22 protein-coding genes are annotated in these 21,637 nt (G+C 60.5%); 9 read left to right on the top strand and 13 right to left on the bottom strand.

All coding sequences use genetic code 11. The features are described 5' to 3' along the window. The 5 genes from NW860_RS03570 to NW860_RS03550 form a co-directional block, all read right to left on the bottom strand. Positions 1 to 292, bottom strand: a 292-nt coding sequence (locus tag NW860_RS03570) for a DUF4388 domain-containing protein (RefSeq protein WP_414512424.1), incomplete at its 3' end; no start/stop codon positions are given. A 288-nt stretch (positions 293 to 580) separates the two neighbouring features. Next, the gene (locus NW860_RS03565; RefSeq protein ID WP_414512422.1) at positions 581 to 3,049 is read right to left on the bottom strand and encodes a heavy metal translocating P-type ATPase; all 2,469 of its coding nucleotides are present in this window, start codon (positions 3,047 to 3,049) and stop codon (positions 581 to 583) included. Between the two features lie 92 nt (positions 3,050 to 3,141). Then, on the bottom strand, positions 3,142 to 3,411 hold the full coding sequence (locus tag NW860_RS03560) for a hypothetical protein (RefSeq protein WP_414393669.1): 270 nt from the start codon (positions 3,409 to 3,411) through the stop codon (positions 3,142 to 3,144). 12 nt (positions 3,412 to 3,423) lie between these two features. After that, positions 3,424 to 4,689: a beta-ketoacyl-ACP synthase II gene (gene fabF / locus NW860_RS03555; RefSeq protein WP_414411224.1), complete on the bottom strand. Its 1,266-nt coding sequence runs from the start codon at positions 4,687 to 4,689 to the stop codon at positions 3,424 to 3,426. 63 nt (positions 4,690 to 4,752) lie between these two features. After that, positions 4,753 to 5,001, bottom strand: coding sequence for an acyl carrier protein (locus tag NW860_RS03550; protein WP_414393674.1), 249 nt, complete (start codon positions 4,999 to 5,001; stop codon positions 4,753 to 4,755). 193 nt (positions 5,002 to 5,194) lie between these two features. Between NW860_RS03550 and rpsF the strand changes: the two genes are divergently transcribed. From rpsF to NW860_RS03535, 3 genes are all read left to right on the top strand, one after another. Beyond that, on the top strand, positions 5,195 to 5,485 hold the full coding sequence (gene rpsF, locus NW860_RS03545) for a 30S ribosomal protein S6 (RefSeq protein ID WP_414393677.1): 291 nt from the start codon (positions 5,195 to 5,197) through the stop codon (positions 5,483 to 5,485). 69 nt (positions 5,486 to 5,554) lie between these two features. Continuing rightward, entirely contained in the window at positions 5,555 to 5,950 is a 396-nt protein-coding gene (locus NW860_RS03540; protein WP_414393678.1) for a single-stranded DNA-binding protein, read from the top strand. A gap of 112 nt (positions 5,951 to 6,062) precedes the next feature. Next, positions 6,063 to 6,596, top strand: coding sequence for a universal stress protein (locus NW860_RS03535; protein WP_414410487.1), 534 nt, complete (start codon positions 6,063 to 6,065; stop codon positions 6,594 to 6,596). On the opposite strand, the gene NW860_RS03530 is transcribed toward NW860_RS03535, so the two are convergent. The 5 genes from NW860_RS03530 to purM form a co-directional block, all read right to left on the bottom strand. Continuing rightward, positions 6,593 to 8,002 (bottom strand): DUF4340 domain-containing protein, encoded by a 1,410-nt coding sequence (locus NW860_RS03530; RefSeq protein WP_414512418.1) that lies wholly within the window; start codon positions 8,000 to 8,002, stop codon positions 6,593 to 6,595. The two genes, NW860_RS03535 and NW860_RS03530, sit on opposite strands and share 4 nt — an antisense overlap. Positions 8,003 to 8,020: 18 nt before the next feature. Next, complete coding sequence (locus NW860_RS03525) at positions 8,021 to 9,589, bottom strand: GldG family protein (RefSeq protein ID WP_414512430.1); 1,569 nt, start codon at positions 9,587 to 9,589, stop codon at positions 8,021 to 8,023. 24 nt (positions 9,590 to 9,613) lie between these two features. Beyond that, entirely contained in the window at positions 9,614 to 10,399 is a 786-nt protein-coding gene (locus NW860_RS03520) for an ABC transporter permease (protein WP_414423231.1), read from the bottom strand. Next, positions 10,396 to 11,406: an ABC transporter ATP-binding protein gene (locus tag NW860_RS03515; RefSeq protein ID WP_414425810.1), complete on the bottom strand. Its 1,011-nt coding sequence runs from the start codon at positions 11,404 to 11,406 to the stop codon at positions 10,396 to 10,398. The genes NW860_RS03520 and NW860_RS03515 overlap by 4 nt, the downstream gene beginning before the upstream one ends. 138 nt (positions 11,407 to 11,544) lie before the next feature. Next, positions 11,545 to 12,591: a phosphoribosylformylglycinamidine cyclo-ligase gene (gene purM, locus NW860_RS03510; RefSeq protein ID WP_414512416.1), complete on the bottom strand. Its 1,047-nt coding sequence runs from the start codon at positions 12,589 to 12,591 to the stop codon at positions 11,545 to 11,547. A gap of 227 nt (positions 12,592 to 12,818) precedes the next feature. Between purM and NW860_RS03505 the strand changes: the two genes are divergently transcribed. Continuing rightward, complete coding sequence (locus NW860_RS03505; RefSeq protein WP_414512414.1) at positions 12,819 to 13,811, top strand: septal ring lytic transglycosylase RlpA family protein; 993 nt, start codon at positions 12,819 to 12,821, stop codon at positions 13,809 to 13,811. Here the strand turns inward: NW860_RS03505 and NW860_RS03500 are convergent, their stop codons facing one another. Continuing rightward, a complete protein-coding gene (locus NW860_RS03500) occupies positions 13,812 to 14,810 on the bottom strand; it encodes a ribose-phosphate pyrophosphokinase (protein WP_414393698.1) in 999 nt (332 codons plus the stop codon). Between the two features lie 129 nt (positions 14,811 to 14,939). Between NW860_RS03500 and NW860_RS03495 the strand changes: the two genes are divergently transcribed. The 3 genes from NW860_RS03495 to NW860_RS03485 all read left to right on the top strand — a co-directional run bounded on the left by NW860_RS03495 (position 14,940) and on the right by NW860_RS03485 (position 18,724). Then, positions 14,940 to 15,845: an SDR family NAD(P)-dependent oxidoreductase gene (locus NW860_RS03495; protein WP_414393700.1), complete on the top strand. Its 906-nt coding sequence runs from the start codon at positions 14,940 to 14,942 to the stop codon at positions 15,843 to 15,845. An 80-nt stretch (positions 15,846 to 15,925) separates the two neighbouring features. Then, the gene (ftsH, locus tag NW860_RS03490) at positions 15,926 to 17,812 is read left to right on the top strand and encodes an ATP-dependent zinc metalloprotease FtsH (RefSeq protein ID WP_414512411.1); all 1,887 of its coding nucleotides are present in this window, start codon (positions 15,926 to 15,928) and stop codon (positions 17,810 to 17,812) included. A 90-nt stretch (positions 17,813 to 17,902) separates the two neighbouring features. Further along, a complete protein-coding gene (locus NW860_RS03485) occupies positions 17,903 to 18,724 on the top strand; it encodes a class I SAM-dependent methyltransferase (RefSeq protein WP_414512409.1) in 822 nt (273 codons plus the stop codon). On the opposite strand, the gene NW860_RS03480 is transcribed toward NW860_RS03485, so the two are convergent. Both NW860_RS03480 and dnaA read right to left on the bottom strand, forming a co-directional pair. Then, positions 18,721 to 19,350, bottom strand: a complete 630-nt coding sequence (locus tag NW860_RS03480; protein WP_414411232.1) for a hypothetical protein — start codon at positions 19,348 to 19,350, stop codon at positions 18,721 to 18,723. The two genes, NW860_RS03485 and NW860_RS03480, sit on opposite strands and share 4 nt — an antisense overlap. 83 nt (positions 19,351 to 19,433) lie before the next feature. Further along, positions 19,434 to 20,837, bottom strand: coding sequence for a chromosomal replication initiator protein DnaA (gene dnaA, locus NW860_RS03475; RefSeq protein WP_414393807.1), 1,404 nt, complete (start codon positions 20,835 to 20,837; stop codon positions 19,434 to 19,436). 217 nt (positions 20,838 to 21,054) lie between these two features. Between dnaA and rpmH the strand changes: the two genes are divergently transcribed. Further along, a complete protein-coding gene (rpmH, locus tag NW860_RS03470) occupies positions 21,055 to 21,195 on the top strand; it encodes a 50S ribosomal protein L34 (RefSeq protein ID WP_414393711.1) in 141 nt (46 codons plus the stop codon). A gap of 68 nt (positions 21,196 to 21,263) precedes the next feature. Continuing rightward, on the top strand, positions 21,264 to 21,635 hold the full coding sequence (gene rnpA, locus NW860_RS03465) for a ribonuclease P protein component (protein WP_414393714.1): 372 nt from the start codon (positions 21,264 to 21,266) through the stop codon (positions 21,633 to 21,635). Positions 21,636 to 21,637: the final 2 nt, after the last annotated feature.

Raw genomic sequence — 21,637 nt, 5'->3', positions numbered from 1 at the left:
CAGGGGAGATCAACCCTTGCTGCTGCAGGCAACGCCCCAGAGGTTCCTCCAGACCCCTGGCAACCAACTGGCTAATCACCTGGCTGTCCACTAGCCTAGAGCCAGTTAGCAGGTTTTCCAAGCGATGCTTTTCTTCAGGGGGCAAGGCGGCAATCACCCGGCCTTGATAAAGCCAGATGCGGTAGATACCATTGGGCGCCCAGACAGACAATTGCCCCGATTTCTTACCCTTCTCCATCAAATGCAATAGGTCGCTCAGGGAGAATTCCTGAAGATCCCCTAGCATTGCCATACTTTTACTCCCCTTGCCCCTCTAGGATCAGTTTCTCCAGTATTTTCACGGATCCTGCGCTGTTAGGCAAAAAACCAAAGAGTGCCCTCATGGGCTAGTCTGAACTTAATCATAGGCCCAGGTTGCAAAAGGTTAAAGATGATGCATTTTTTAGTCAGAGTTAGTCGAACTTGCTAAATTTTCCTAACTTGTATGCAGCAGTTGCTATGTCAGCAGCTCAGTAAAAACTCGGAAGATTAACAAATATTTAACAATCAATGTTCGGTTGTTCGCAGCCTCTAACACTTTTTAGCTGTAGTTACTCGAAAATTCACGGGGCACAAATGTTCTCCTCAAGAGAATCGAATTGAGGGTTACACTGAGGGAGCTCAAGGCCATGAGACCCCCAGCCATTGCCGGGCTCAGGCCAATGCCAAAGGCGGGCAGGAGCACCCCTGCTGCCAGCGGGATCCCCAGCAGGTTGTAGCCAATAGCCCAGAGGAGGTTTTGCTGGATCTTGTGAAAGGTGGCGCGGCTGAGACGGATGGCTTCCACGACGTCCCAGAGGCGGTTGCGCATGAGGATGATATCGGCAGTCTCCAGAGCGGCAGCAGTAGCAGAGTGCAGGGCAATGCCCACATCGGCCTGGGCTAAAGCCGGTGCATCGTTGATGCCATCGCCCACCATGGCAACTCTCTGGCCCTGGGCCTGCAGATCTCGGATGACTTGAGCCTTGTCGGCTGGCTGCACCTCGGCGATGACGCGGATCCCTGGCACCTGCAAAGCTTGGGCCACCTGGTGAGCCACCTCGGCTCGATCCCCAGTCAGTAAGACCACCTGTAGGCCCATTTTCTGGAGCTGTTGCAGCGTTGCCTGGGCATCAGGCCGCAAGGGATCCTGGGCCGCCAGCAGCCCTGCCAGGGATCCCTCTACAGCCACGCCCACCACCGTTTTGCCAGCTTGCAGCAACGCCTCGGCTTGGGCCTGGGCTGGAGGGGAAATCGGGATCCCCAGGGTAGCCAGCCCCTCGAGGGAGGCCAAGATAACCTGCTTTCCTTCCACCCGCGCCGAGGCTCCCACTCCCGCCTGGGTGTAAAACTCGTCGGCAGAAAGCAGGGGCAGTCCTTGCTCGCGGGCGGCTCCCAGGATGGCTTGGGCTAGAGGATGGCAAGTGCCGCTTTCCACGGTGGCCGCCAGCTGCAGCAGTCGAGCCGGATCCAGGGAGGGGTCGAGGGCAAGGCAATCCGTCAGGTGCGGATCCCCCTGGGTGAGGGTGCCGGTTTTGTCGAAGACGACTGTTTGCAAGCGGTGAGTCTTCTCCAGGACGTCGCCGCCGCGGATGAGCAGTCCCCGCTCCGCTCCCAGGCCGGTGCCTACCAGAATGGCTGTCGGCGTGGCCAATCCCAACGCACAGGGGCAGGCCACCACCAGCACCGAGATGGCCAGCTTAAGGCTGAGGAGCAGGGGAGTTGAAGGAGGGGGGTGATCCCCCAGGTGCAGGTAGGAGTGGAGGCCAACTCCCATCAGGATCTCGCTTCCCCAAAGAGGGATCCCGATCCAGTACCAGAAGGCGAAGATGAGAAAGGCTAGCGCCACTACGGCGTAGGTGAAGTAACCGGCCACCCGGTCGGCCAGGCTCTGGATGGGGGCCTTGCGGGCTTGGGCTTCCTCCACTAGCCGGATAATCTGAGCCAGGATGGTGTCTTTCCCAGTGCGCGTAGACCGACACAGCAGCACTCCCGATTGGTTGACCGTCCCGGCCACAACCGAATCCCCTGGCTGTTTGAGCACGGGTAGGGATTCCCCGGTGAGCATGCCCTCGTTGACCATGGCCTGGCCGGCAATAACCTCCCCATCCACCGGGATCTGTTCGCCAGCGCGCACCTGCAGCCAATCCCCTACCTGGACTTGTTCAACGGGGCACCATTCTCCCTCCTGGGATACCCAGTCGGATCCCAGCCCTTCTTGGGCTCGCAGCCGGCGAGCTGAGGTGGGGTACAGGCTCACCAAAGCCTGCAAACTGCTAGCAGCCCGCAGACGGCTCTGCTGTTCCAGCGCCCGTCCCAGCAAGATGAAGCTGAGCATCATCACCGGCTCGTCGAAGAAGCACTCCCAACCCACCTGCGGGGCCAACAGCCCCACCAAACTGGCCAGGTAGGCGGATCCGGATCCCAGGGTAACTAGCGTGTTCATGTTGGGAGCTAGCCGCCGCGCCGCCCGCCAGCCGTCCAGGACAATGCCCCGAGCTGGGCCAAGAAAAGTCAACGTCGCCAACCCCCAGTGCAGCCAGACGTCGTTGAGAACGGGCAAGCCCAAACGGGTGAACAGATCCAGGTGGCCAGCGGCAGAGACCAGCAGCAAAAAAGCGGCGGCGAGGGCCTGGCGACTTTGGTCTTGGGTTTGCTGCCGCTGCCGGGCCAGGGGATCCGCGGGCGCGTCCAGGGCCTTTTCGCCCGCTACCAAGGGGGCCTGATTTTGGGGAAAAGTGCTGGGAAACCCCGCCTCTGTCAAGATCCGGGCCAGCTGTTCTGGGTCAGGCTGGATCCCGGGGGCAAATTCCACAAGGGCCGACTCGGTAACCAAGTTAACCCTGGCCTTGACCACTCCAGGCTGGCTTAGGAGCAGCTGCTCAACGGTCCGGACGCAGCCAGCACAACTCATCCCCCCTACTTGGAGCAGCAGGGATCCGTTCCCAGCCAATTCTGAGGGCCTATCCTCCACAGCGGGCTTGGCTGGCTGGGTTTCTTCCCCAGGGTGCGGCGCCTCTGCAGGGGCCATTACAGGGACTCCCTCGACCTCGCTTTTTGGCGCCATCGGCAAAATCAGGAATGAGGGGTACTCTCCCCATCCTAACGCTGGGATCCCCGCCACTACCCCCTTTGAACTCGCCGCTCAAACTCCTCGCGGGTGGCATCCACCAGTTGCACTGCCTCTGGATAGAGATTGGGGTGGTTTTGCTTGAGCCAACTCAGGAGGCGCGCCAACTGGGCTGTGCAGAGATCCAGATCGGCCTGAAAAATCACCGCCGCCGCCATGTGCTGGGCATACTCAGGCGGGTGGCCTCTTTGGGTTAGCTCTGCAGTCAGGGCAGCCAGAGCCTGCTGACGAATCGAGGGCAAGGGGCCTTCGGGGGTGGACATGGGCAAGATCCCCTAGTCGGCGGAATAGCGGCGCAGGGCCAGGGTCACGTTGTGCCCCCCAAATCCGAAGGCGTTGACCAAGGCCACGTCAACAGCCATCTGCCGCGCCTTATGGGGGACAAAGTCCAGCCCTTCGCACTCGGGGTCGGGGTTATCCAAGTTGAGGGTGGGGGGAACCCAGCCGTGGTAGATGGCTAGGGCCGTCGCTACGGTGGCAATGCCGCCTGCTCCCCCCAACAGGTGGCCGGTCATGGACTTGGTGGCGCTGATGGCTAGGCGAGGGGCATGCTCACCAAAAACTGCCCTGATGGCCTGCACCTCGGCAACATCCCCCACAGGCGTGCCGGTGGCATGGGCGTTGATGTGCTGCACCTGGTCAGGCTGGATCCCGGCATCTTTAAGGGCTAGCCGCATCGCACGGGCGGCACCTTCGCCAGCGGGGGCAGGGTTGGTGATGTGGTGGGCGTCGCAGGTGAGGCCGTAGCCGACGATCTCGGCATAGATCTTGGCGCCGCGGGCGCGAGCATGCTCCAGCTCCTCCAGCAGCAGGATCCCTGCCCCTTCCCCCATGACAAAGCCATCCCGATCCCGGTCAAAGGGCCGGCAGGCCTGCTCCGGGGCGTGGTTGCGGGTGGAAAGAGCTTTCATGGCGCTAAACCCGGCCACCGACAGAGGGGTTACGGCTGCCTCCGTACCCCCCGCAATCACAGCCTGTACCTCTCCCCGCTGCAGGAGCCGGAAGGCATCACCAATGGCGTTGGAGCCGGAAGCACAGGCTGTTACCGTACAGAAATTGGGCCCCTTGGCGCCAAAGTGAATGGCCACGTGGCCTGCTGCCATATTGGCAATCATCATCGGCACCATAAAGGGGCTGCAGCGATCTGGCCCTTTCTGGAGATAAATGGTCTGCTGCTCTTCCAAGACCCGGATGCCGCCGATGCCGCTGCCCAGCACCACCCCCACCTGCTCAGCATTGAGATGGGTAATCCGAAATTGGGCATCCTCTAGGGCCTGCTGAGTGGCAGCCAACGCCAGGTGGACAAAGCGGTCAGTGCGCTTGACATCCTTGCGATCTAGGTAGTCGAGGGGATCAAACCCCTTCACCTCCCCAGCAATGCGGCACTCGTGGCGGGAGGCGTCGAAGTGGGTAATTGGCCCAATGCCAGAGCGCCCTGCCAGCAAGCCCTGCCAAAACTCAGCAGGAGAATTGCCAAGCGGGGTTATTGCCCCCAGCCCCGTGATGACGACGCGACGCTTGGAGGGGAGTGGAACGGACATAGGAGCAAGGGCAGGATCTGTAGACAACGCTAAATCAGGGGAAGGCCCCCATCCTCCCGCAGGTTATGCAGCTTTCTTCTTGGAGAGGATGTAGTTGACGGCATCCTGCACAGTGGCAATGCCCTGAGCGTCCTCATCGGGGATCTCTAGATCGAACTCCTCCTCGAAGGCCATGACCAGCTCGACCGTGTCGAGGCTGTCAGCCCCTAGGTCGTTCTGGAAATTGGCTTCCAGGGTTACTTTGTCGTCTTCCACTCCCAGCTGCTCGGACACAATCTTGCGAACACGCTGGTAAACTTCCTCGGCGCTCATGCTTGGAACCCTAGAGTCTCTTAGCTATGGCTATCGAAGCACCCCCTATTGTATCGGAGAAAGGTTCTCCTCTTACGGAGCTCTACCCGCTTTTTTGGCCGCAGAGGGGGGAGGTGGCTTTTCCGGTTCCAGAAAGAGCAGCTAGGATAGTCAACTGCACCTCAAGTTGGATTCTCAAGGAGAACCTGCTTCCATGCCGCGCGCTTACGAAACGATGCTGATTGTGCGCCCCGACCTCTCGGAGGAACCCCTCGCCCAACTCCTTAGCGAACAGGAGTCTCTCTTGCGAGAAAACGGGGCAACTGAGCTAGAAATTACCAACCGTGGCAAGCGCCGCTTCGCCGGGTTTGAGATGAAGAAGTTTAAGGAAGGACTGTACATCCAGGTCAACTACAAGGCCGAGCCGAAGACAGTGGCCACCTGGGAGAAGAATCTGCGCATCAACGAGAACGTCCTGCGCTACATGACCCTGCGCCTGGATTGAGTCGACAGAATCCCGGCCAGAGCACAGACTAGAAATATAAGGCCCTAGCAAACTTCCCGTGGCTTTGTTATGAACTCGATTGTTTTGATGGGGGAGGTAGCGAGCGAGCCAGAGCTGCGCTACACACCTGACAACTTGGCAGTTGCCTCTTTGCTCTTGCGCTTCCCCAGCTTGCGCCCAGAGGAGCCGCCCTACCAGGTGCGGGTTTCCTCTTTTGGGGAGCTGGCCCAGCGGGTGGTGGATACCTGTCGGGTGGGGGATCAGATCACGGTAGAGGGTCAGCTGCACATGAATGTGGTGGAGCGAGATGGACGAAAGGAAAAGCTGGCGGAGATTACTGCCCGCCGCATTCATCAACTCAGCTCTGCTCGCGTTCTCTCCCTCACTGAGATGGGCGAGGCAAGCGGGGAGCCTGGGGAAGAAGATGCCGCCCCTCCGCTCAACCCAGACGAGGTTCCGTTCTAGCCCTAGGGATCTCCTACTTGGCTAGGTAAGGGGGTTTAGGTTTCGCCCGCCCCCCAGGAGGATAGGTTGCTCCTTATTGCCAAGAGAGACTCATGCGGTCGAGGAAATCGGTATGTTCAAAAGGATTCTGGTGGCAGTGGATCGGTCGGAGCTGAGCGAAGGGGTATTTCAAGGGGCTCTGCAGGTGGCAAAAGCCATGCAGGCCGAGATGATGATCCTCCATGTTCTGTCTCAGGAAGAGCCCGGTGCCCCAGAGCCCCCTATGATTCTGGGCATGGATTACAGCTCTGCTCTCAGTGCCGAGCTGTGGCAGTCCTACCGGGAGCAGTGCGCCATTTTCGAGCAAAACCAGATGAACTATCTGCGCTCGCTGGCGGAAAAAGCGACTGAGGAGGGAGTTCGGGCTGAATGCAACCTCAGCTACGGCAGCCCTGGCCGGGTTATCTGCGACTTGGCCCGCTCCTGGAAAGCCGACCTCATCGTGGTGGGTCGCCGTGGCTACTCTGGGCTAAGCGAGCTATTTTTGGGCAGCGTCAGCAACTACGTGCTCCACCGCGCTCCCTGCTCAGTTCTCACCATCCAGGGGGAGACCCTGAAGAAGGGATCCCAGCCCCAGGCAAACCAGGTGGCTGCCCCGCCCTCCTAGGGCGAAGCGGTGGGAGCAGGCGTTCCTTCCTCTGCCCCTTTCTCCTCCAGAAGACGCTTGACCTCTGTTTCAATACTGTTGAAGGTGCTAAGGTCAAGCACGGCGATATCGGGCTGGCGGCTGCTGCGAGCGTAGGCCCGCAGGCCAGCAGAGCTTAGGCTCAGGGTCAAAGGCTCCTGCTCCATCTCAGGCTTGGGTGCAATGTCAAGGGTAAGGTCGGGAGCAGCTAGGGCCTTTTGAGCCTCGGGATCGGTTGCGGGCACGAACTCCTTGGCGCGGGCAGCGTTGAGGCTGGCAAAGAGGGAGCTGAGGTTGACTACCTGGCCGGGCCGTTCTGGGTTTTCCCAGCGCACCTCCAGGGATCCCTTCTCCTGGGGCAGAGGGTTGAGGGTAACTCGCTCCTCCAGCAACTCCAGGGTAACTTGACCTACCTGGTTGGGGTTGAGGCGGGCGAGGCGGTGATCCCGCAGCTCCTCTAGGTCAGCGCGGAGGATGTCGGCAGTGCTGGTGAGGAGGGTAGCCACCGCCGGGTGCTCAGAGGTGATGACGTACACTTGGCCCTCTTTTTCCGAGCCCAAGGCTACGCTCAGGGTTTTGCCGTCCTTAAGCTCAACGGTTAGCTGGGCAGAAGGCTGCTCCAGACCGTAGGGAGCTAGCTCCGCCTTGGTTTCAGCCGGAAACTCCACCGCTTGCAGGCGAGACAGCGTACTGAGCAGACGGTCGACATTGAGGTCATCAGCAGGCAGCACCCGGGGCTCGACGATCTGCCAAGTCTCTTCCTGCCGCTGCAAACGGACAACCTCTGCCTCGGCTAGTTGCACTTGGAGAGACTTCACCGCTGCCCTATCAAAGCTCAGCAGGGTTTTGTCTCGCAAAGCCAAGAGGGAAGGCAGCAGGGATCCCTTTTGGCTGCTGGCAAGAAGCACTACTTTTCCCCCTTCGGGCTGGGCGTAGAAGCCGGAGCCGTCGAAGTTGTCATTGCCGATGGCCAGCCGGTAGGGCTCCCCTTCTTTGGGGAAGAGGGCAATCTGCTGGCGCGGCTGATCCAGGCCAAAAGCAGCTAGATCGTTAGCTTCCTCCAAGGTTAGCTGAGGCGTGAGGCGGGAGAAGGTGTTGAGCAACTGCTCCACCGGGAAGTCCAGCGCCGCTGACTGGATAGGCTGGCGGATGCGCCAACGGGATCCCTTTTCTCCTTCCGGGGTCCGCTCCAGGAGGATAACTTCTGGCTGGCTGTCTTTCTGCTGGCGGATCTCGATGCGGGCAATGGTGTCGGGGGCAAAGTGGAAGAGCCGCGCCCGCTCCGCCTGCTGCTGCTGGCGCAGTTGCTGAAAGCTGTCAAGGAGGAAATACCCCAGAAGAGCAGCCACTGCCAAGCCCAAGAGAATCCAAGTGCTGCGCTTGAACATGCTTGTCCTCCTCCCGCTCTACCGCCTTTGCCACCAGAGCACGGCTCCCGATCCCAACGCCACCAGCGGCAGCAGCACTGTTGATCCCAGGATCAGCCAGCGGAAGTTTTGTTCCGTCAACGTGAGACGGCGGTCGGTAATGGACTTGGGGCGGATGGAGATTTGTTCCGTTCGCTCAGCAAGCCAGTTGAGGGTGTTGAGGAAAAGATCGCGGTTGCCCTGCTGCCGCAAGTTGCCGTTGAGGGCAAAGTTGACATTGCCAACCACCACCAAGCGGGCCTCTGGCGGCGCCTCCTGGGATTCTGACTCCTTCTTCTCGCTATCTAGGCGGCGGGTTAGGGCTACGCCGAGGGTTAGGGGGCCGGGCTTGTCTTGATCTGGCTCAAACTGCAGCGGGCCGCCTTCCAGATTGGGGCTGGTTTCCCCCCAACTCTGGGGGCTGCTGCGCAGCAGAGGGGTAGCTTGGATCCCTTGCCGCTCTTGGGTTTCCACCGAGCGAGCTAGAGGGAAAAGGGTCATCAGCCGCTGGGCAGCTAGCGGGGCAGTGATGGGGTGATCCCCGTAGTCCGTAACCAAGGCTACGGCTGGCCCTGTCCCCAGAAGCTGGCTGATGCTGCTGACCTCCAGGATGAGGTCATCCTTGAGAACCACGCCCCACTCTTGCAGCAAGGGATCCAGGCCGGCATCCACCCGCGGCCCAATCAAGACCAGCAGCCGCCCTCCCTTGGCGAGATAGTCCTGCAGCTTCTCCACCTCGCCAGGAAACAGAGCCCGCTGCGGCCCCGCCAACACCACTACATCCGCCTCCTCGGGGATCTCGGCCTGGACAAGGTTCAAGGGCTCCACTCGATAGCCCTCCTGCTTGAGAGCGGCCACCGCCTGGGCCAGGGTTGGGGTGCCCTCTCGAGCTTCCAGGCTTACTTCCCCATGTCCCTGGACAAAATAGGCCACCACCTCGCCGCGGTTGACTACCTTGGCCAGCACCGGGGTGAGCTTACTCTCCAACTCAGGGGCGGGTGGCTGGGGCAGTTGCTGGCGGCTGTTTCCAGCTTCCACCACCAGCGTGTTGTTCTGGGTTACCTGCAGCCGCTGGACGGTGAGAGGATCGCGGTTGGGATCGACAAACTCAAACTGGAAGCGGTCGGGGTTGAGGCGGCGGTAGCGCTCCAGCTGTTCCCGCAGGTTGGGATCGGGAGCGGTGGTTACCGCCCAGACTTTAACGGGCTGCGCCAGTCCCTGCACCAGTTGCCGGGTCTGAGGCGACAGGGTAAACAGGCCCTCCTCGGTGAGATCCAGGCGCAGGTCGTAGCGCACCGCCACCACATTCACCAGCACCAGAATGACGGCCATAGCCGCCACCGCCACCAGGATGTTGGCGTTGGTTTGAGTAGAGCGCAGGCCCAGGAAGACGCCGACTTCCCGTTGGTGGGTGAGGCCCCACACCACCACTAGGGCCAGGCCTGCTGCCAGCAGGCTCAGCGGCACAGCCGTCCAGCCCGTGAGGATAGCCCCCACCACCAGCCCAATGGCGATGACGCCCAGCCCAAGGATCCCCGTCCAATCTGCAAGTACCCGCCAATCCTTCATCAGCACACGTCTCCCAGGACAACCCTAGCTCTGCTGCCAGCGCAGGCTTTCCACCGCTTGCACCGTGGCAAACAACCCCAGCAGGATGATGCTGAGGAAAAGGACGATGCTACTGCTGCTGAGGATCCCTTGCACCCAGTTGCTGTACTGCTGCAGCAGCGAGACATGCCGCAGGGTAGCGGCAATCCACGTGTTTTCCTGGCCCGCTGCAGCGTCGATGACCCAAAGCAGCAGGATGAGCCCAAAGGTGGCCACTGCAGCAATGAGGGTGCTGTCGGTTAGGGAAGAGATGAACAACCCCAAAGCCATGACGCTGCCGGCCAGCAGAGCAAGCCCTACGTAGCCCATCAGGGTTAGGCGGTAGTCCACTGCTGGGTTAGAACTGCTCAGCACCAGCACGTGGTAAACCAGCGGCGGCAGCAGCAAGGTAATGAAGAACACCCACACCGCCAGCCACTTGCCCAGGGCCACCTCCAGGTTGGTAATGGGGGAAGTGGCCAGCAGCTCCATGGTGCCCCGCCGCCGCTCTTCGGCATAGGAGCTCATGGTGAAGATGGGCAATAGAAATAAGGAAAGGGTGCCCAGCAGATTGAGAAACTGCTGCGACAGGATGGTGGCAGCATCAAAAGGGTTCTCCTGGCCAAACTGGGCAAACAGATCCACCTGCTGGGAAAAATTGATGACCCGCACCAAGATGTTGACGAAGAAAAACCCCGCCAGCCCCCAAAACACTGCCGCCACCACATAGGCAATGGGGGAGGTGAAGTAGCCGCGCAGCTCTTTGCGGAAAATGGCAACCACGCCGTTCATGCCGCTTCCTCCAACGCGCCTGCTGCTTCCTCTTGGGTAGTGAGCTGCAGGAAAATTTCTTCCAGAGAAGCCTGAGGACGGCCAATCTCGTAGAGGTCGATCCCTGCCTGCACCAGAGCCCTGGCCACCTCTGGGATCCAGCCCTCTGCGGAAGCATTGCTCTTGAGCTGCACCTGCCAGCGAGGGGGATCCGCGGCCAAGGGCTGTACACTGACCACCTCCACGTGCAGCAGGTTCTGCAGAGCTGCTCGAATGGCCGCTTCCTCGGCTGCCCCCACCACCAGCTTTGCCTGCTGCCGATCCTGCAACTGAGCCGTCAGCTCAGCGGGCGTGCCGACAGCTGCCACCTGGCCGCGGTTGATAATCACCACCCGGTCGCAGGTCATGCTTACCTCCGGCAGGATGTGGGTGGAGAGGATGATGGTGTGCTCTCCTGCCAGGCTTTTGATTAGGTTGCGCACTTCGATAATCTGCTTGGGATCCAGCCCAATGGTGGGCTCGTCGAGGATGATCACCGGCGGGTCGTGCACCAGAGCTTGGGCCAGGCCCACCCGCTGCTTGTACCCCTTGGAGAGCTTGCGGATAAGGGTGTGGCGCCTGTCTTCCAGACTGCAGCGGCGGATGACCTCGTCTACTCGCCTAGGTCGGTCACCGGCACTGACCCGCTTGATCTGGGCCACAAAGTGCAGATAGGCCTCCACCGTCATATCGGGGTAGAGGGGCGGGTTTTCCGGCAAATATCCAATGCGCTGCCGCACCGCCATCGGGTTTTCGTGCACATCAAACCCAGCCACCCGCGCCGTTCCTTCCGTAGCAGGTAGATACCCTGCCAAAATGCGCATCGAGGTGGTCTTGCCGGCGCCGTTGGGCCCCAAAAACCCCATGATCTCGCCGGCATTGACCTGGAAAGAAATATCGCGGATGGCGGTAAAGCGGCCGTAGGTTTTGCTGAGGTGCTCCACTTCAATGGCAGCTCTGGCTACTGGAGCCGTGGGTAAACCGGTCATTGGCGCTTCCTCGCCTAGAGAGTTAGCGGCAGTTGTTGGCCCAGAAGGCCTAAGGCAGACGCCGAGGCCATCTGCAAACTTAGCATAGCGACGCTCAGCAGGAGCACAGGGGATCCCCATCCCCCTTTTGGTGGGGACTCAAGGCGCTAGGGATCCCCACTCCTCCAGCCCCAAGACCCGGCTCTCCCCAGGGCGGGCCGCTACCACCTCCCCAATGGGGAAGGCTTCGGGGAGCAAGGATCTCACCCGATTCTCCTCCTCAGGAGGGATCACCAGCACGTAGCCCACCCCCAAGTTGAAAGTGTTGAACATCTCCAAGGTTTCCACCTGGCCCTGCTCCTGCAGCCAGAGAAACTCCGGCGGAACTTGCCAACTGTGGGGCTCTATCCGCGCCGCCTGGTCAGGAGCCAAACAACGGGGCAGGTTTTCCGGGATGCCGCCGCCGGTGATGTGGGCCATGCCGTGGAGCTTGACCCCTGCTGCTTGGAGTTTCTGCACTGCTTGGACATAGATGCGGGTGGGGGTGAGAAACACCTCTGCCAACGGTCGATCCCAGCCAGGGGGTTGGTAATCCCAAGGCCAGCGCCGCTCGGCCACAATGTGCCGCACCAGGCTAAAGCCGTTGCTGTGGAGGCCGCTGCTGGGCAAGGCCCACAGCCGATCCCCCAACTGCACCCGCGCGGTGTCTAGGATATCTGCCTTGTCCACGATCCCGACACAAAATCCTGCCAGGTCGTACTTTCCAGGCAGGTAAAATCCCGGCATCTCCGCCGTCTCCCCTCCCAGCAGTTGGCATCCGGCTTCCTGGCAGCCCGCTAAGATGCCATCGATGACTTGCCAGAGGGCTTCCAGCTCCAGCTTGCCAGTGGCAATGTAGTCCAGGAAAAACAGCGGCCTGGCTCCCACCGTCAGCACATCGTTAACACACATGGCTACCAGGTCGATGCCGACGCCGCGGTGCTGCCCCCACTGCTGGGCAATCTCCAGCTTAGTCCCCACTCCATCGGCAGCGGCAACCAGCACCGGGGCAAGGTAGCCCTTTGGCAGCTCAAACAAGCCGGCAAAGCCGCCAATGCCCCCCAAAAGTCCTGGGGAACCTGCACCAAACCGCTCAACGCGCTCCCGAATCCCTTGGACAAAAGCGCGTCCGCGAGCGATGTCAACCCCTGCTGAGCGGTAGTCCAAGATGCCGAAAGGCCTTGTGATAACTGGGCTTGGGCTTTTGCGCCTGGGCGGGCAAAGCCGTCACCTCAAAAATCCATGGTACATTAACTTCCGTTGTTTTAACCCTCGCGTTGGAAGTTGGACGAGTTGAAGAGGAGCGCGGCCTCATGCGAACTCAAAAATGGCTCGGACAGGGACTGGCTCCTGCCCCCAAGCTGGGCTTGGTTAGCTGTCTCTGTGTCACAGCCTTGAGCTGGCCCATGGGCCTGCTGAGTGAGGCAAGGGCCCAAGCGTCAGCCCGCAGGGGATCCGCCCCCACCCACGCAACAGAGTTACCGCTGGAAAATCCTTCGCTCTCCCCTGCTGCCGATCTGGTCTTTGCTCCCCAGTCCAAGGCTTCCCTTCCCGCAAAACTTGGCACCTTGAACCTGCAGGACTTTTCCCCTCAGGCAAGTTTCTCCCCGCTACCTGAAGAGCCTATCCTCAAGATTGGCGAACAGCGGCAGTCTGCTCTTCAACCCATTGCCACCCTCTACTCCTACGCAATGGACGGGCGGCAGGCAGTAACCGTCTATGTGCGGGACTTGCCCATCGTCACCTTTATCGAGCACCCTCGCTTGGAGCCGCCGCTGCTCCGGGCCAGTTCTCTGGTGGCCCAGCTCAACCAAATGGCGCAGGGATCCTTGAAAGACACCACCATCACCCTAGCTTGGACGGAGTTCCAAGGCCGGGATCCCCTCTATGCCGTTCAGGTCAACGACAAGGAACTGTTGCGCATTGACGAGGGCGTGCTGCTGGTGGATAACCAACGCCCAGTGGATACCGCTCTTTTGGCCGCCAATCGGCTGCGCCGGCTGTTGCTGGATGCCCCTCCTCTCCCCGCTCCCACCTTGCCGCAGCTTGCCACTCTACCTGCCAGGGCCGCCGCTCGGCCGCCGCAAAGGACAGCTCAGCAGGATCCCCTTTTCATGGTCGAGCGAGTGCAGGAAGGGATCGCCTCCTGGTACGACCTGCACCCCACTCGGCATGAGATGACGGCAGCCCACCCTACTCTGCCCTTCGGGACCGAGGTGCGGGTAACCAACCTGAAAAATGGCCGCCAGGCAGTGGTGCGCATCAACGATCGCGGCCCCTTTATCCCAGGTCGGATCATCGACCTCTCCTTGCGGGCGGCAGAAGCCCTAGGCATGGTCCGCGCAGGACTTGCCCCAGTGCGCCTGGAAGTGCTACGGCGCCGCTAGTTAGTGGAACATGCTGCTGACAGAGCTATCTTCGTGGATACGCCAGATGGCTTCCCCTAGGACACTGGCCACCGAAAGGATGGTGAGGCCGGGGAACTGCTTCTCTGGGGGAACAGGAATGGTGTTGGTGACAATCACCTCTTCAAAGAGGCCACCCCGTAGGCGCTCAATAGCGGGATCGGAAAAGACGGGATGAATGGCACAGGCGTAAACTGCCTTGGCTCCTGCCTTGCGCAGCAACTTTGCCCCTTCAGAGATAGTGCCCGCCGTGTCGATCATGTCATCCACAAGGATGGCAATCTTGCCCCGCACGTCGCCGATGAGGTTCATGACCTCCACATCGTTGTGGGCCTGGCGGCGCTTGTCAATGATAGCTAGCGGAGCTTCCTTGAGTTTTTTGGCAAAAGCCCGAGCCCGGGCTACGCCGCCCACGTCAGGAGACACAACCACAATGTCTTCCTCCAGCAGGCCCTTTTCCTTGAGGTAGGCCTGAAGAACCGGCTGGGCATAGACGTGGTCAAGGGGGATGTCGAAGTAGCCCTGGATCTGGGCCGAGTGCAGATCCATGGCCAGCACCCGGTGGGCTCCCGCCTGAGTAATCATGTTGGCCACCAGCTTGGCGGTGATGGCTTCCCGCCCTGCAGTCTTGCGGTCGGCGCGGGCGTAGCCGTAGTAGGGCAAAACGGCAGTGATCTGGCGGGCAGAGGCGCGGCGGCAGGCGTCAATGATCACCAACAGCTCCATGAGGTGATCGTTGACTGGGCGGCAGGTGGGTTGGATTAAGTAAACATCAGCGCCGCGAATTGACTCCTGGATTTGAATGTACAGCTCGCCATCGGCAAAGCGCTTGCGCAGGATTGGCCCTAGATCCAAGCCCAAATATCGAGCTACCTCCTGGGCCAGGGCTGGATTGGCACTGCCGGAAAATATCTTCAGTCGGTTGCTCTCAGAAACAGGCGGCAGCGGGGAGGGACGAAGAAAGGGGGCAGAGCGAACCACAGATCGGTGTTGAACTCGTCCGTAGTAGCGCCCGAAGGCATGCTTCGCTATCGTAGCATCAGCTTTTCCCCCCTCAGCAACTAGGTTGAAGTCCCTCTAGGATGGAGAAAGTTTGCAGGGAGGAAAGCCATGCCTTCACTTGCCAATCAGGTGGTGCTGATTACGGGGGCCTCTGCCGGCATTGGGAAGGCCGTCGCCCTGGAAGCAGCCAAACGCGGAGCTTGCCTGGTGCTAGCGGCCCGCCGCGCGAAGCTGCTGCAAGAGGTCAAAACCTTGGTGGAGAAGCACGGAGTAGAGGCGCTGGCAGTGCCCACCGACATGGCCGATACCGCCCAGGTGGAGGCGCTGGCCCAAAAGGCCCTAGAGCACTTTGGCCGAGTGGACATCCTGGTCAACAACGCCGGCTACGGCCAAATGGGGCCCGTGGAAGAGGTGGATGTGGCGGCGATGCGGCGCCAGTTTGAGGTCAATGTGTTTGGCCTGCACGCCCTTACCCGCGCCCTCTTGCCCCAAATGCGGGAACGGGGCAGCGGCCGCATCCTTAACCTCAGCTCCGTGGCTGGCCAGATCTCGATGCCCTTCAGCGGCGTCTACAACGCCACCAAGTTTGCCGTGGAGGCCCTCAGCGATGCCTTGCGGGTGGAAGTAGCTCCCTTTGGCATCAAAGTTATTGTGATCGAGCCGGGGCCGGTGGCCACCGAGTTTAGCCGCGTGGCTGAAGAGACCTTTGCTGCCGTTGTCAATCCCAACGGCCCCTACAAGGCCATCTTGGGCAAAGCTGCCGAGCTGGCCCGCTCTTTTAACAGAATGGCCTGGCCAGTGGAAAAGGTGGTAGAGCCGATCCTACGGGCCATGACCGACCCTCATCCTTCCGACCGCTACACTGCTTTTACAGGCGGCAAGTTGGCTCTGGGGCTGATGCGGCTAATGCCGGCCGCTCTAGCTGACGCTATGTGGCGACGTGTCTATGGCCTCCCTATCTCGGCCCCGGTGCCCGCTAGGGCAAAGGAACCTACTGCCGCCGGGATCCCCTAGCCTCTGTGGGGTTGTGCCTGGTAGGAGCAAGAGGTTAAGTTTGTTAAAGGACTTTTAATGATGGGGTGTCCTTCTTCCCTATGAACAAGCTGCTTTCCCCCCAGCGCTGGTTGATGGCTCTTGTGCTGGGCTTTTGTCTCTGGCAGGGCTTTAGCCTAGATCCTGCTCACGCCGCCTTGGCCTCTGCCCTTACCTACGACCGCTTCTTGCGCTATGTCGAGGAGGGGCGCGTTACCGACGTGCGCCTTCTAGACAACAACCTGGTGGCAGAAGTTACGGCTATCGATCCCCAGACGCAGCACTCCACCCGCTATCGGGTCAACCTACTGCCTACGACTGTGCCGCAACTGGTAGACCGCCTTACTAAGAAGGGGATCGAGGTGACGGTGGTGCCTAGCCGCGATGGCAGCGCCTTCTGGGCCATTCTAGGCAACCTGGTGATTCCCCTGATGCTTCTAGGGGGCCTGTTCTTACTCCTGCGCCGGGCAGGTGGGGGAGTGGGTGGCCCTGGGCAGGCCATCAACTTTGGCAAGTCGCGGGCCCGCTTCCAAATGGAAGCCAAAACTGGCGTTACGTTCGACGACGTAGCCGGGATCGATGAGGCCAAAGAAGAGCTGCAGGAGGTGGTCACCTTCCTGAAGAAGCCGGAGCGCTTTACGGCCGTGGGGGCAAAGATCCCCAAAGGCGTGTTGTTGGTGGGGCCCCCGGGGACGGGGAAGACCCTCTTGGCCAAGGCGATTGCCGGCGAGGCAGGAGTGCCCTTTTTCAGCCTTTCCGGCTCCGAGTTTGTGGAGATGTTCGTCGGCGTGGGGGCCTCGCGGGTGCGAGATCTCTTCAGGAAAGCCAAGGAAAACGCCCCCTGCATCGTTTTCATTGACGAGATCGACGCCGTGGGTCGGCAGCGGGGAGCTGGCATTGGTGGCGGCAACGACGAGCGCGAGCAAACCCTCAACCAGTTGCTGACGGAAATGGATGGGTTTGAGGGCAACTCGGGTGTCATCGTTATTGCCGCAACCAACCGTCCGGATGTGCTGGATGCGGCTCTCCTGCGGCCTGGACGCTTCGACCGCCAGATCACCGTGGATCGACCCAGCTTTAAGGGCCGCTACGAGATCTTGCGCGTGCATGCCCGCAACAAGAAGCTGGCGGAAGAGGTCAGCCTCGAAGCTATTGCCCGCCGTACCCCTGGTTTTGCCGGCGCTGATCTGGCCAACCTGCTCAACGAGGCGGCCATCCTGGCGGCCCGTCGTCAGCATAAGGCCATCACCAACCAGGACATCGACGACGCCTTCGACCGCATCACCATCGGCCTGACCAAGCCGCCGCTGTTGGACGGGAAGAGCAAGCGCCTAATTGCTTACCACGAGTGCGGCCACGCCCTGTTGATGACCCTCTTGCCCCATGCGGATCCCTTGAACAAGGTGACCATCATCCCTCGTTCTGGGGGTGCCGGCGGTTTTGCCCAGCAACTGCCCAACGAGGAGCAGATTGACTCCGGCATGTACAGCCGCGCCTGGCTGTTGGATCGGGTGGTGGTCGGTTTTGGCGGTCGGGCAGCGGAGGAGATTGTCTTTGGCTACTCGGAAGTGACGACGGGGGCCAGCAACGACCTGCAGCAAAACACCAACCTGGTGCGGCAAATGGTGACCCGCTTTGGGATGTCCGAGTTGGGGCCGCTGATGTGGGATCCACCCAACAACGAAGTCTTTTTGGGCGGCGGCTGGATGAACCGCGTCGAGTACTCCGAAGATGTGGCGGCTAAGATCGATCGGCAGGTGCGGCAAATCCTGGAAAGCTGCTACCAGAAAGCCAAGCAGATCCTGCTCGAGCACCGCGCCCTGCTGGATCGTCTGGCCGACACCTTGGTGGAGCGGGAAACCCTGGATGGGGACGAGTTTCGGGCCATTGTGGCAGAGTACGTTCCCATTCCCGAGAAGATTGGCTTGCCCAGCCCAAAGACAGCCTAGGGATCCCCTCTGACTGCCGAATGGACTAGCTTAAGGGGGTAGTTGTCGGGGTCGTGGCCTGGCAACTGCCCTTTTGAGTCGGGTTCTCTCATGCGCTCTTTTCCGTCTGCTCTGCCAGCTCATCTTTACCGCTGCCTCAGCTGTGGTCAGGAAGGGCTGAGCCTGCCGCCAGCGCGGGAGCCAGGATTTGCTGTGGATCGGGTTTACTGTTCTCGCTGTGGCCAGGTTTACCCCATCCTCCCTTCCGGGGCAGTGGATTTTCTAGCCACCTCGCCAGCGCTGTCCCTCACTCCAGCCCAAGCCATTGCCCATCTGCCCGGCTTTGCCTGGGGCTACGACCGCCTCTGGCGGCCCTGGGCCCTGTCGCTGTTGTCGGGGGAAAGCTTTGGCAGCGAGCGAGAAGGCCAATTGCTGGCCGAGCTGGTGGGAGAGGCAGATCCGGTCTTGGACCTAGGCACGGCAGGAGGGTACTGGAGCCGCCTCCTCCTAGCCAGGGATCCGCAGCGGACGGTGATTGGTCTGGACAATGCGGCGGGGGTGCTGGCAGAGGCAGCCCAACAAGCCCAGCCCCAATGGCAGCACTACAGCCTGGTGCGGGCGCGGGCGGAGCAGCTTCCCCTGGCCTCTGGAGCCTTTGGGGCAGTAATTAGCGGCGCCACCTTAAACGAGGTGCCGTTGGATCCCTGTCTGGAGGAAGTGGCTCGCATCTTGCGTCCCGGAGGCGTCCTGGTGTCCATGCACAGTCAGCCGGTTCAGGGGTGGGGGCAGGTGGTGCAGCGCTGGCTGGAGACGACAGGACTCCGCTTTTTCTCTGCCGATGAGCTGCGCCAGCACCTGGAAGCAGCAGGGCTGCAGTTGGAGCGCTATCTCAGTTTTGGCTGGGTAGCTTTTGTGCAGGCGGTGCGCCGCTAAGGGATCCACTCCAGGCCAACTCCAAAGCTGGATTCCCGCGCTAGGGTGGAGTGGCGCAGGCTGTAGCGGGCAGCAAGACGAAAGGAAGGGCTGATAGCGTAGGCAGCTGTAAGCTCCGCCAGGGTGACCTGGACTTCTCCTGGCTCCTGAGGGGTCAGCCAGGTGTAGCTGGCGGTTAAGTCGGCAGCTTGGAGAGCTAGGGACAAGACAACGAAGGCCCCATAGCTCACACCCCTGAGGCGGCGGTTCTCTTGTTCCAATTCCAAGGCGCGGTAGCCCAGTTGGGGGGCTAGATTGAAGCGGGATCCCATAGGGGCAAGAAAGTAGCGCACCTCTAAGCCGTACTGGCGGACTACTGGGTTCTCAGAAGATTGGCGATAGTCGCCGCTGAGGGTGAGGCGATCCCCCAAGCGCAAGTCCTGCAAGGCAATTCGCCACGCAGAAGCCGACTCAAAACCCGCCTGCAAACGGGTGGGCAAAGCGGGAGTATTGCGGATTTCTTCCAGGAGATTGGGCGGGCCTTGCAGCCAGCGGCGCAACACGGGGCTATCGATTTGGCCCTCCAGCCCCAAAGTATCTCCCTGGGCGGTTGAGGTCAAATTGGCCCAGGCTGGCCACCGGGGCATCAGTCCAGCTCCAAGGAGCAACACACCCAAGCAAAGCCCTCTGCCCACTTCCCCCCTCCCTGCCAGCCCCACCCGGCCGAAAACTATTTGTTTCGGCTGTTGGCCATGATCCGCAGCCGCTGCGACAGGTTTTGCAGTTGCCGCTCAAGTTGCAAATCTTCCCGCTGCAACTGACTAATTTTTTCACAGCTATAGAGAACGGTGGTGTGATCTTTTCCACCAAAGTAGTCGCCAATTTTGGGCAAGCTGAGACGGGTATGTTGGCGCATCAAAAACATGGCGATTTGACGTGCATGACTGACGTCCCGCCTGCGGGAAGATCCCAATAAGCTCTCTCGGTCGATGCCAAATTCCTCACAGACTACATCAACAATCATATCGGGAGTAATTTCCTTGGGTTCGCTGGGAGGGTTGAGGATGGGCCGAATCGTCTCTACACTCATCGGCAAGCCAGAAATGGAGACGTAGGCAACGGCCCGGATGAGGGCACCCTCCAGCTCGCGGATGTTGCTGGTGTAGGTGGTGGCAATATATTCGATGACCTCCGGCGACAAGCTCATCCCCTCATACTCAGCTTTTTTCTTGAGGATGGCCATACGGGTCTCGATGTCGGGCGGCTGAATTTCTGCAATCAAGCCCATTGAAAACCGAGAACAGAGTCGCTCCTGCAGCCGCGGGATTAGATGAGGGGATCGGTCGGCGGCCAGCACAATCTGCTTGCCCGATTCATGGAGGGTATTAAAGGTGTGAAAAAACTCCTCCTGGGTGTACTCTTTGCCTTCAATAAATTGGATGTCGTCCACCAACAAAATATCCACATCTCGGTACTGCTCCCGAAAAGACTGCATACTGTCTCGCCGGATGGCGTCGATGAGATCGTTGGTAAAGCGCTCGGTGGACACGTAGAAGACCTTAGCCCGGGGATTGGCCTCTAGCTGGTAGTGGCCGATTGCCTGCATCAGGTGAGTTTTGCCTAGCCCTACCCCACCGCAGAGAAACAGAGGGTTGTAGGCCCGCCCCGGCTTGTCAGCCACGGCCAGGGCTGCAGCATGGGCCATGCGGTTGTTGGGGCCGACCACAAACCGCGAGAAGGAATACTTGGGGTTGAGCTCTGGTGCCCGCATAGGTAAGCTGCTGCCCCCCTCCAGCCCCCGAGGAACAGAATCCGGGAAACTGCCGGCGCAGTAGGAGCTTGGCCTCTCAACTGTCGAAGGAGGCTCTTCCGCAGCCAAGGCTTGGGGAGCAACGGAAAACTCTACCTGCAAAGGGATCCCTGCTACCCGCTGCACCACCTCGGTGATGGTAGAGGCATAGTGCTTCTGCAGCCAGCCTCGTGCCCATTCGCTGGGAGTGGAGATGGTGAGGCGGTTGCCCACCAACGACTCAGGCCGTGCTGTTTTGATCCAAGCCTCAAAGGTTGGCCGGCTGAGCTGCACTTGTAGATGGCCCAGAGCCTGATCCCAGAGCTGATCTAGGGAGATATCCACGCCACACACCCAGAGCGACACACCACAAACCCCGAGAGCTAAGCAGTGCCTCCACTCTCGGGATTCCCAATTTAACTGCTTGGCGTGGGGCCTCCAATCTACCCATTTTCCGCTAGGTTTGCTAGCATGGCTTCTCAGTGACTGTCTTTAGGTGAACTGGATTGCCCCCTCGCCAGCCGCGGTGGGCGGTGTTGAAGTTGCGAGTTAGTTTCTCACCATGCCTCAGCGTACCCTTCGTGGCACCAATCGCAGACGCATTCGTGTTTCTGGGTTTCGAGCCAGAATGCGCACCCCAGGTGGGCGGCGAGTCCTGAAGCGGCGGCGGGCCAAGGGGCGTTATCGTCTGGCTGCTTGCTGAGGCACTCAACTCCCCTGCTAGAGCCACAAGCAAGTGTTAACTTGGGGTGGGATCTGGGAGCCGCCACCATGCTACCTGCTCCTTATCGCTTGCGGGATCGGCGGGCATTTCAGGCACTTTACCAGGCAGGTCAGCGGCGTTCTACGGCGGGCTTGACCCTGCTGTTTCAGCCAATGCCGGCAGGAGGTGAAGGGATCCCTAGCCAGGTGGGGCTGGCGGTTAGCAAAAAGGTAGACAAATCGGCGGTACGGCGAAATCGGCTGCGACGTCGCTTGCGGGAGGCCATACGCCTTCTCTGTCCCCAGCTAAAGCCCGGCTATCAGCTGCTGTTTATCCCCAAGCCCAATTTGCTTACCTACAAGTGGCCGGAGCTGCAAGCAGAGGTGCGCTACCTTCTCCAGAAGGCCGATTTACTCGCTAGCCCAGAGGCGAATTCCTAGGG

This window comes from Synechococcus sp. F70.1, assembly GCF_047502745.1.
Taxonomy (GTDB): domain Bacteria; phylum Cyanobacteriota; class Cyanobacteriia; order Thermostichales; family Thermostichaceae; genus Thermostichus.
Note: the sequence above shows the minus strand (reverse complement) of the source record. Positions and strands in the feature narration are given on the sequence as shown.

Coding starts and splice junctions, on each gene's coding strand:
- NW860_RS03565 (WP_414512422.1), bottom strand. CDS start 3,049: ATGGCCCCTGCAGAGGCGCCGCACCCTGGGGAAGAAACCCAGCCAGCC.
- NW860_RS03560 (WP_414393669.1), bottom strand. CDS start 3,411: ATGTCCACCCCCGAAGGCCCCTTGCCCTCGATTCGTCAGCAGGCTCTG.
- fabF (WP_414411224.1), bottom strand. CDS start 4,689: ATGTCCGTTCCACTCCCCTCCAAGCGTCGCGTCGTCATCACGGGGCTG.
- NW860_RS03550 (WP_414393674.1), bottom strand. CDS start 5,001: ATGAGCGCCGAGGAAGTTTACCAGCGTGTTCGCAAGATTGTGTCCGAG.
- rpsF (WP_414393677.1), top strand. CDS start 5,195: ATGCCGCGCGCTTACGAAACGATGCTGATTGTGCGCCCCGACCTCTCG.
- NW860_RS03540 (WP_414393678.1), top strand. CDS start 5,555: ATGAACTCGATTGTTTTGATGGGGGAGGTAGCGAGCGAGCCAGAGCTG.
- NW860_RS03535 (WP_414410487.1), top strand. CDS start 6,063: ATGTTCAAAAGGATTCTGGTGGCAGTGGATCGGTCGGAGCTGAGCGAA.
- NW860_RS03530 (WP_414512418.1), bottom strand. CDS start 8,002: ATGTTCAAGCGCAGCACTTGGATTCTCTTGGGCTTGGCAGTGGCTGCT.
- NW860_RS03525 (WP_414512430.1), bottom strand. CDS start 9,589: ATGAAGGATTGGCGGGTACTTGCAGATTGGACGGGGATCCTTGGGCTG.
- NW860_RS03520 (WP_414423231.1), bottom strand. CDS start 10,399: ATGAACGGCGTGGTTGCCATTTTCCGCAAAGAGCTGCGCGGCTACTTC.
- NW860_RS03515 (WP_414425810.1), bottom strand. CDS start 11,406: ATGACCGGTTTACCCACGGCTCCAGTAGCCAGAGCTGCCATTGAAGTG.
- NW860_RS03495 (WP_414393700.1), top strand. CDS start 14,940: ATGCCTTCACTTGCCAATCAGGTGGTGCTGATTACGGGGGCCTCTGCC.
- ftsH (WP_414512411.1), top strand. CDS start 15,926: ATGAACAAGCTGCTTTCCCCCCAGCGCTGGTTGATGGCTCTTGTGCTG.
- NW860_RS03485 (WP_414512409.1), top strand. CDS start 17,903: ATGCGCTCTTTTCCGTCTGCTCTGCCAGCTCATCTTTACCGCTGCCTC.
- NW860_RS03480 (WP_414411232.1), bottom strand. CDS start 19,350: ATGCCCCGGTGGCCAGCCTGGGCCAATTTGACCTCAACCGCCCAGGGA.
- rpmH (WP_414393711.1), top strand. CDS start 21,055: ATGCCTCAGCGTACCCTTCGTGGCACCAATCGCAGACGCATTCGTGTT.
- rnpA (WP_414393714.1), top strand. CDS start 21,264: ATGCTACCTGCTCCTTATCGCTTGCGGGATCGGCGGGCATTTCAGGCA.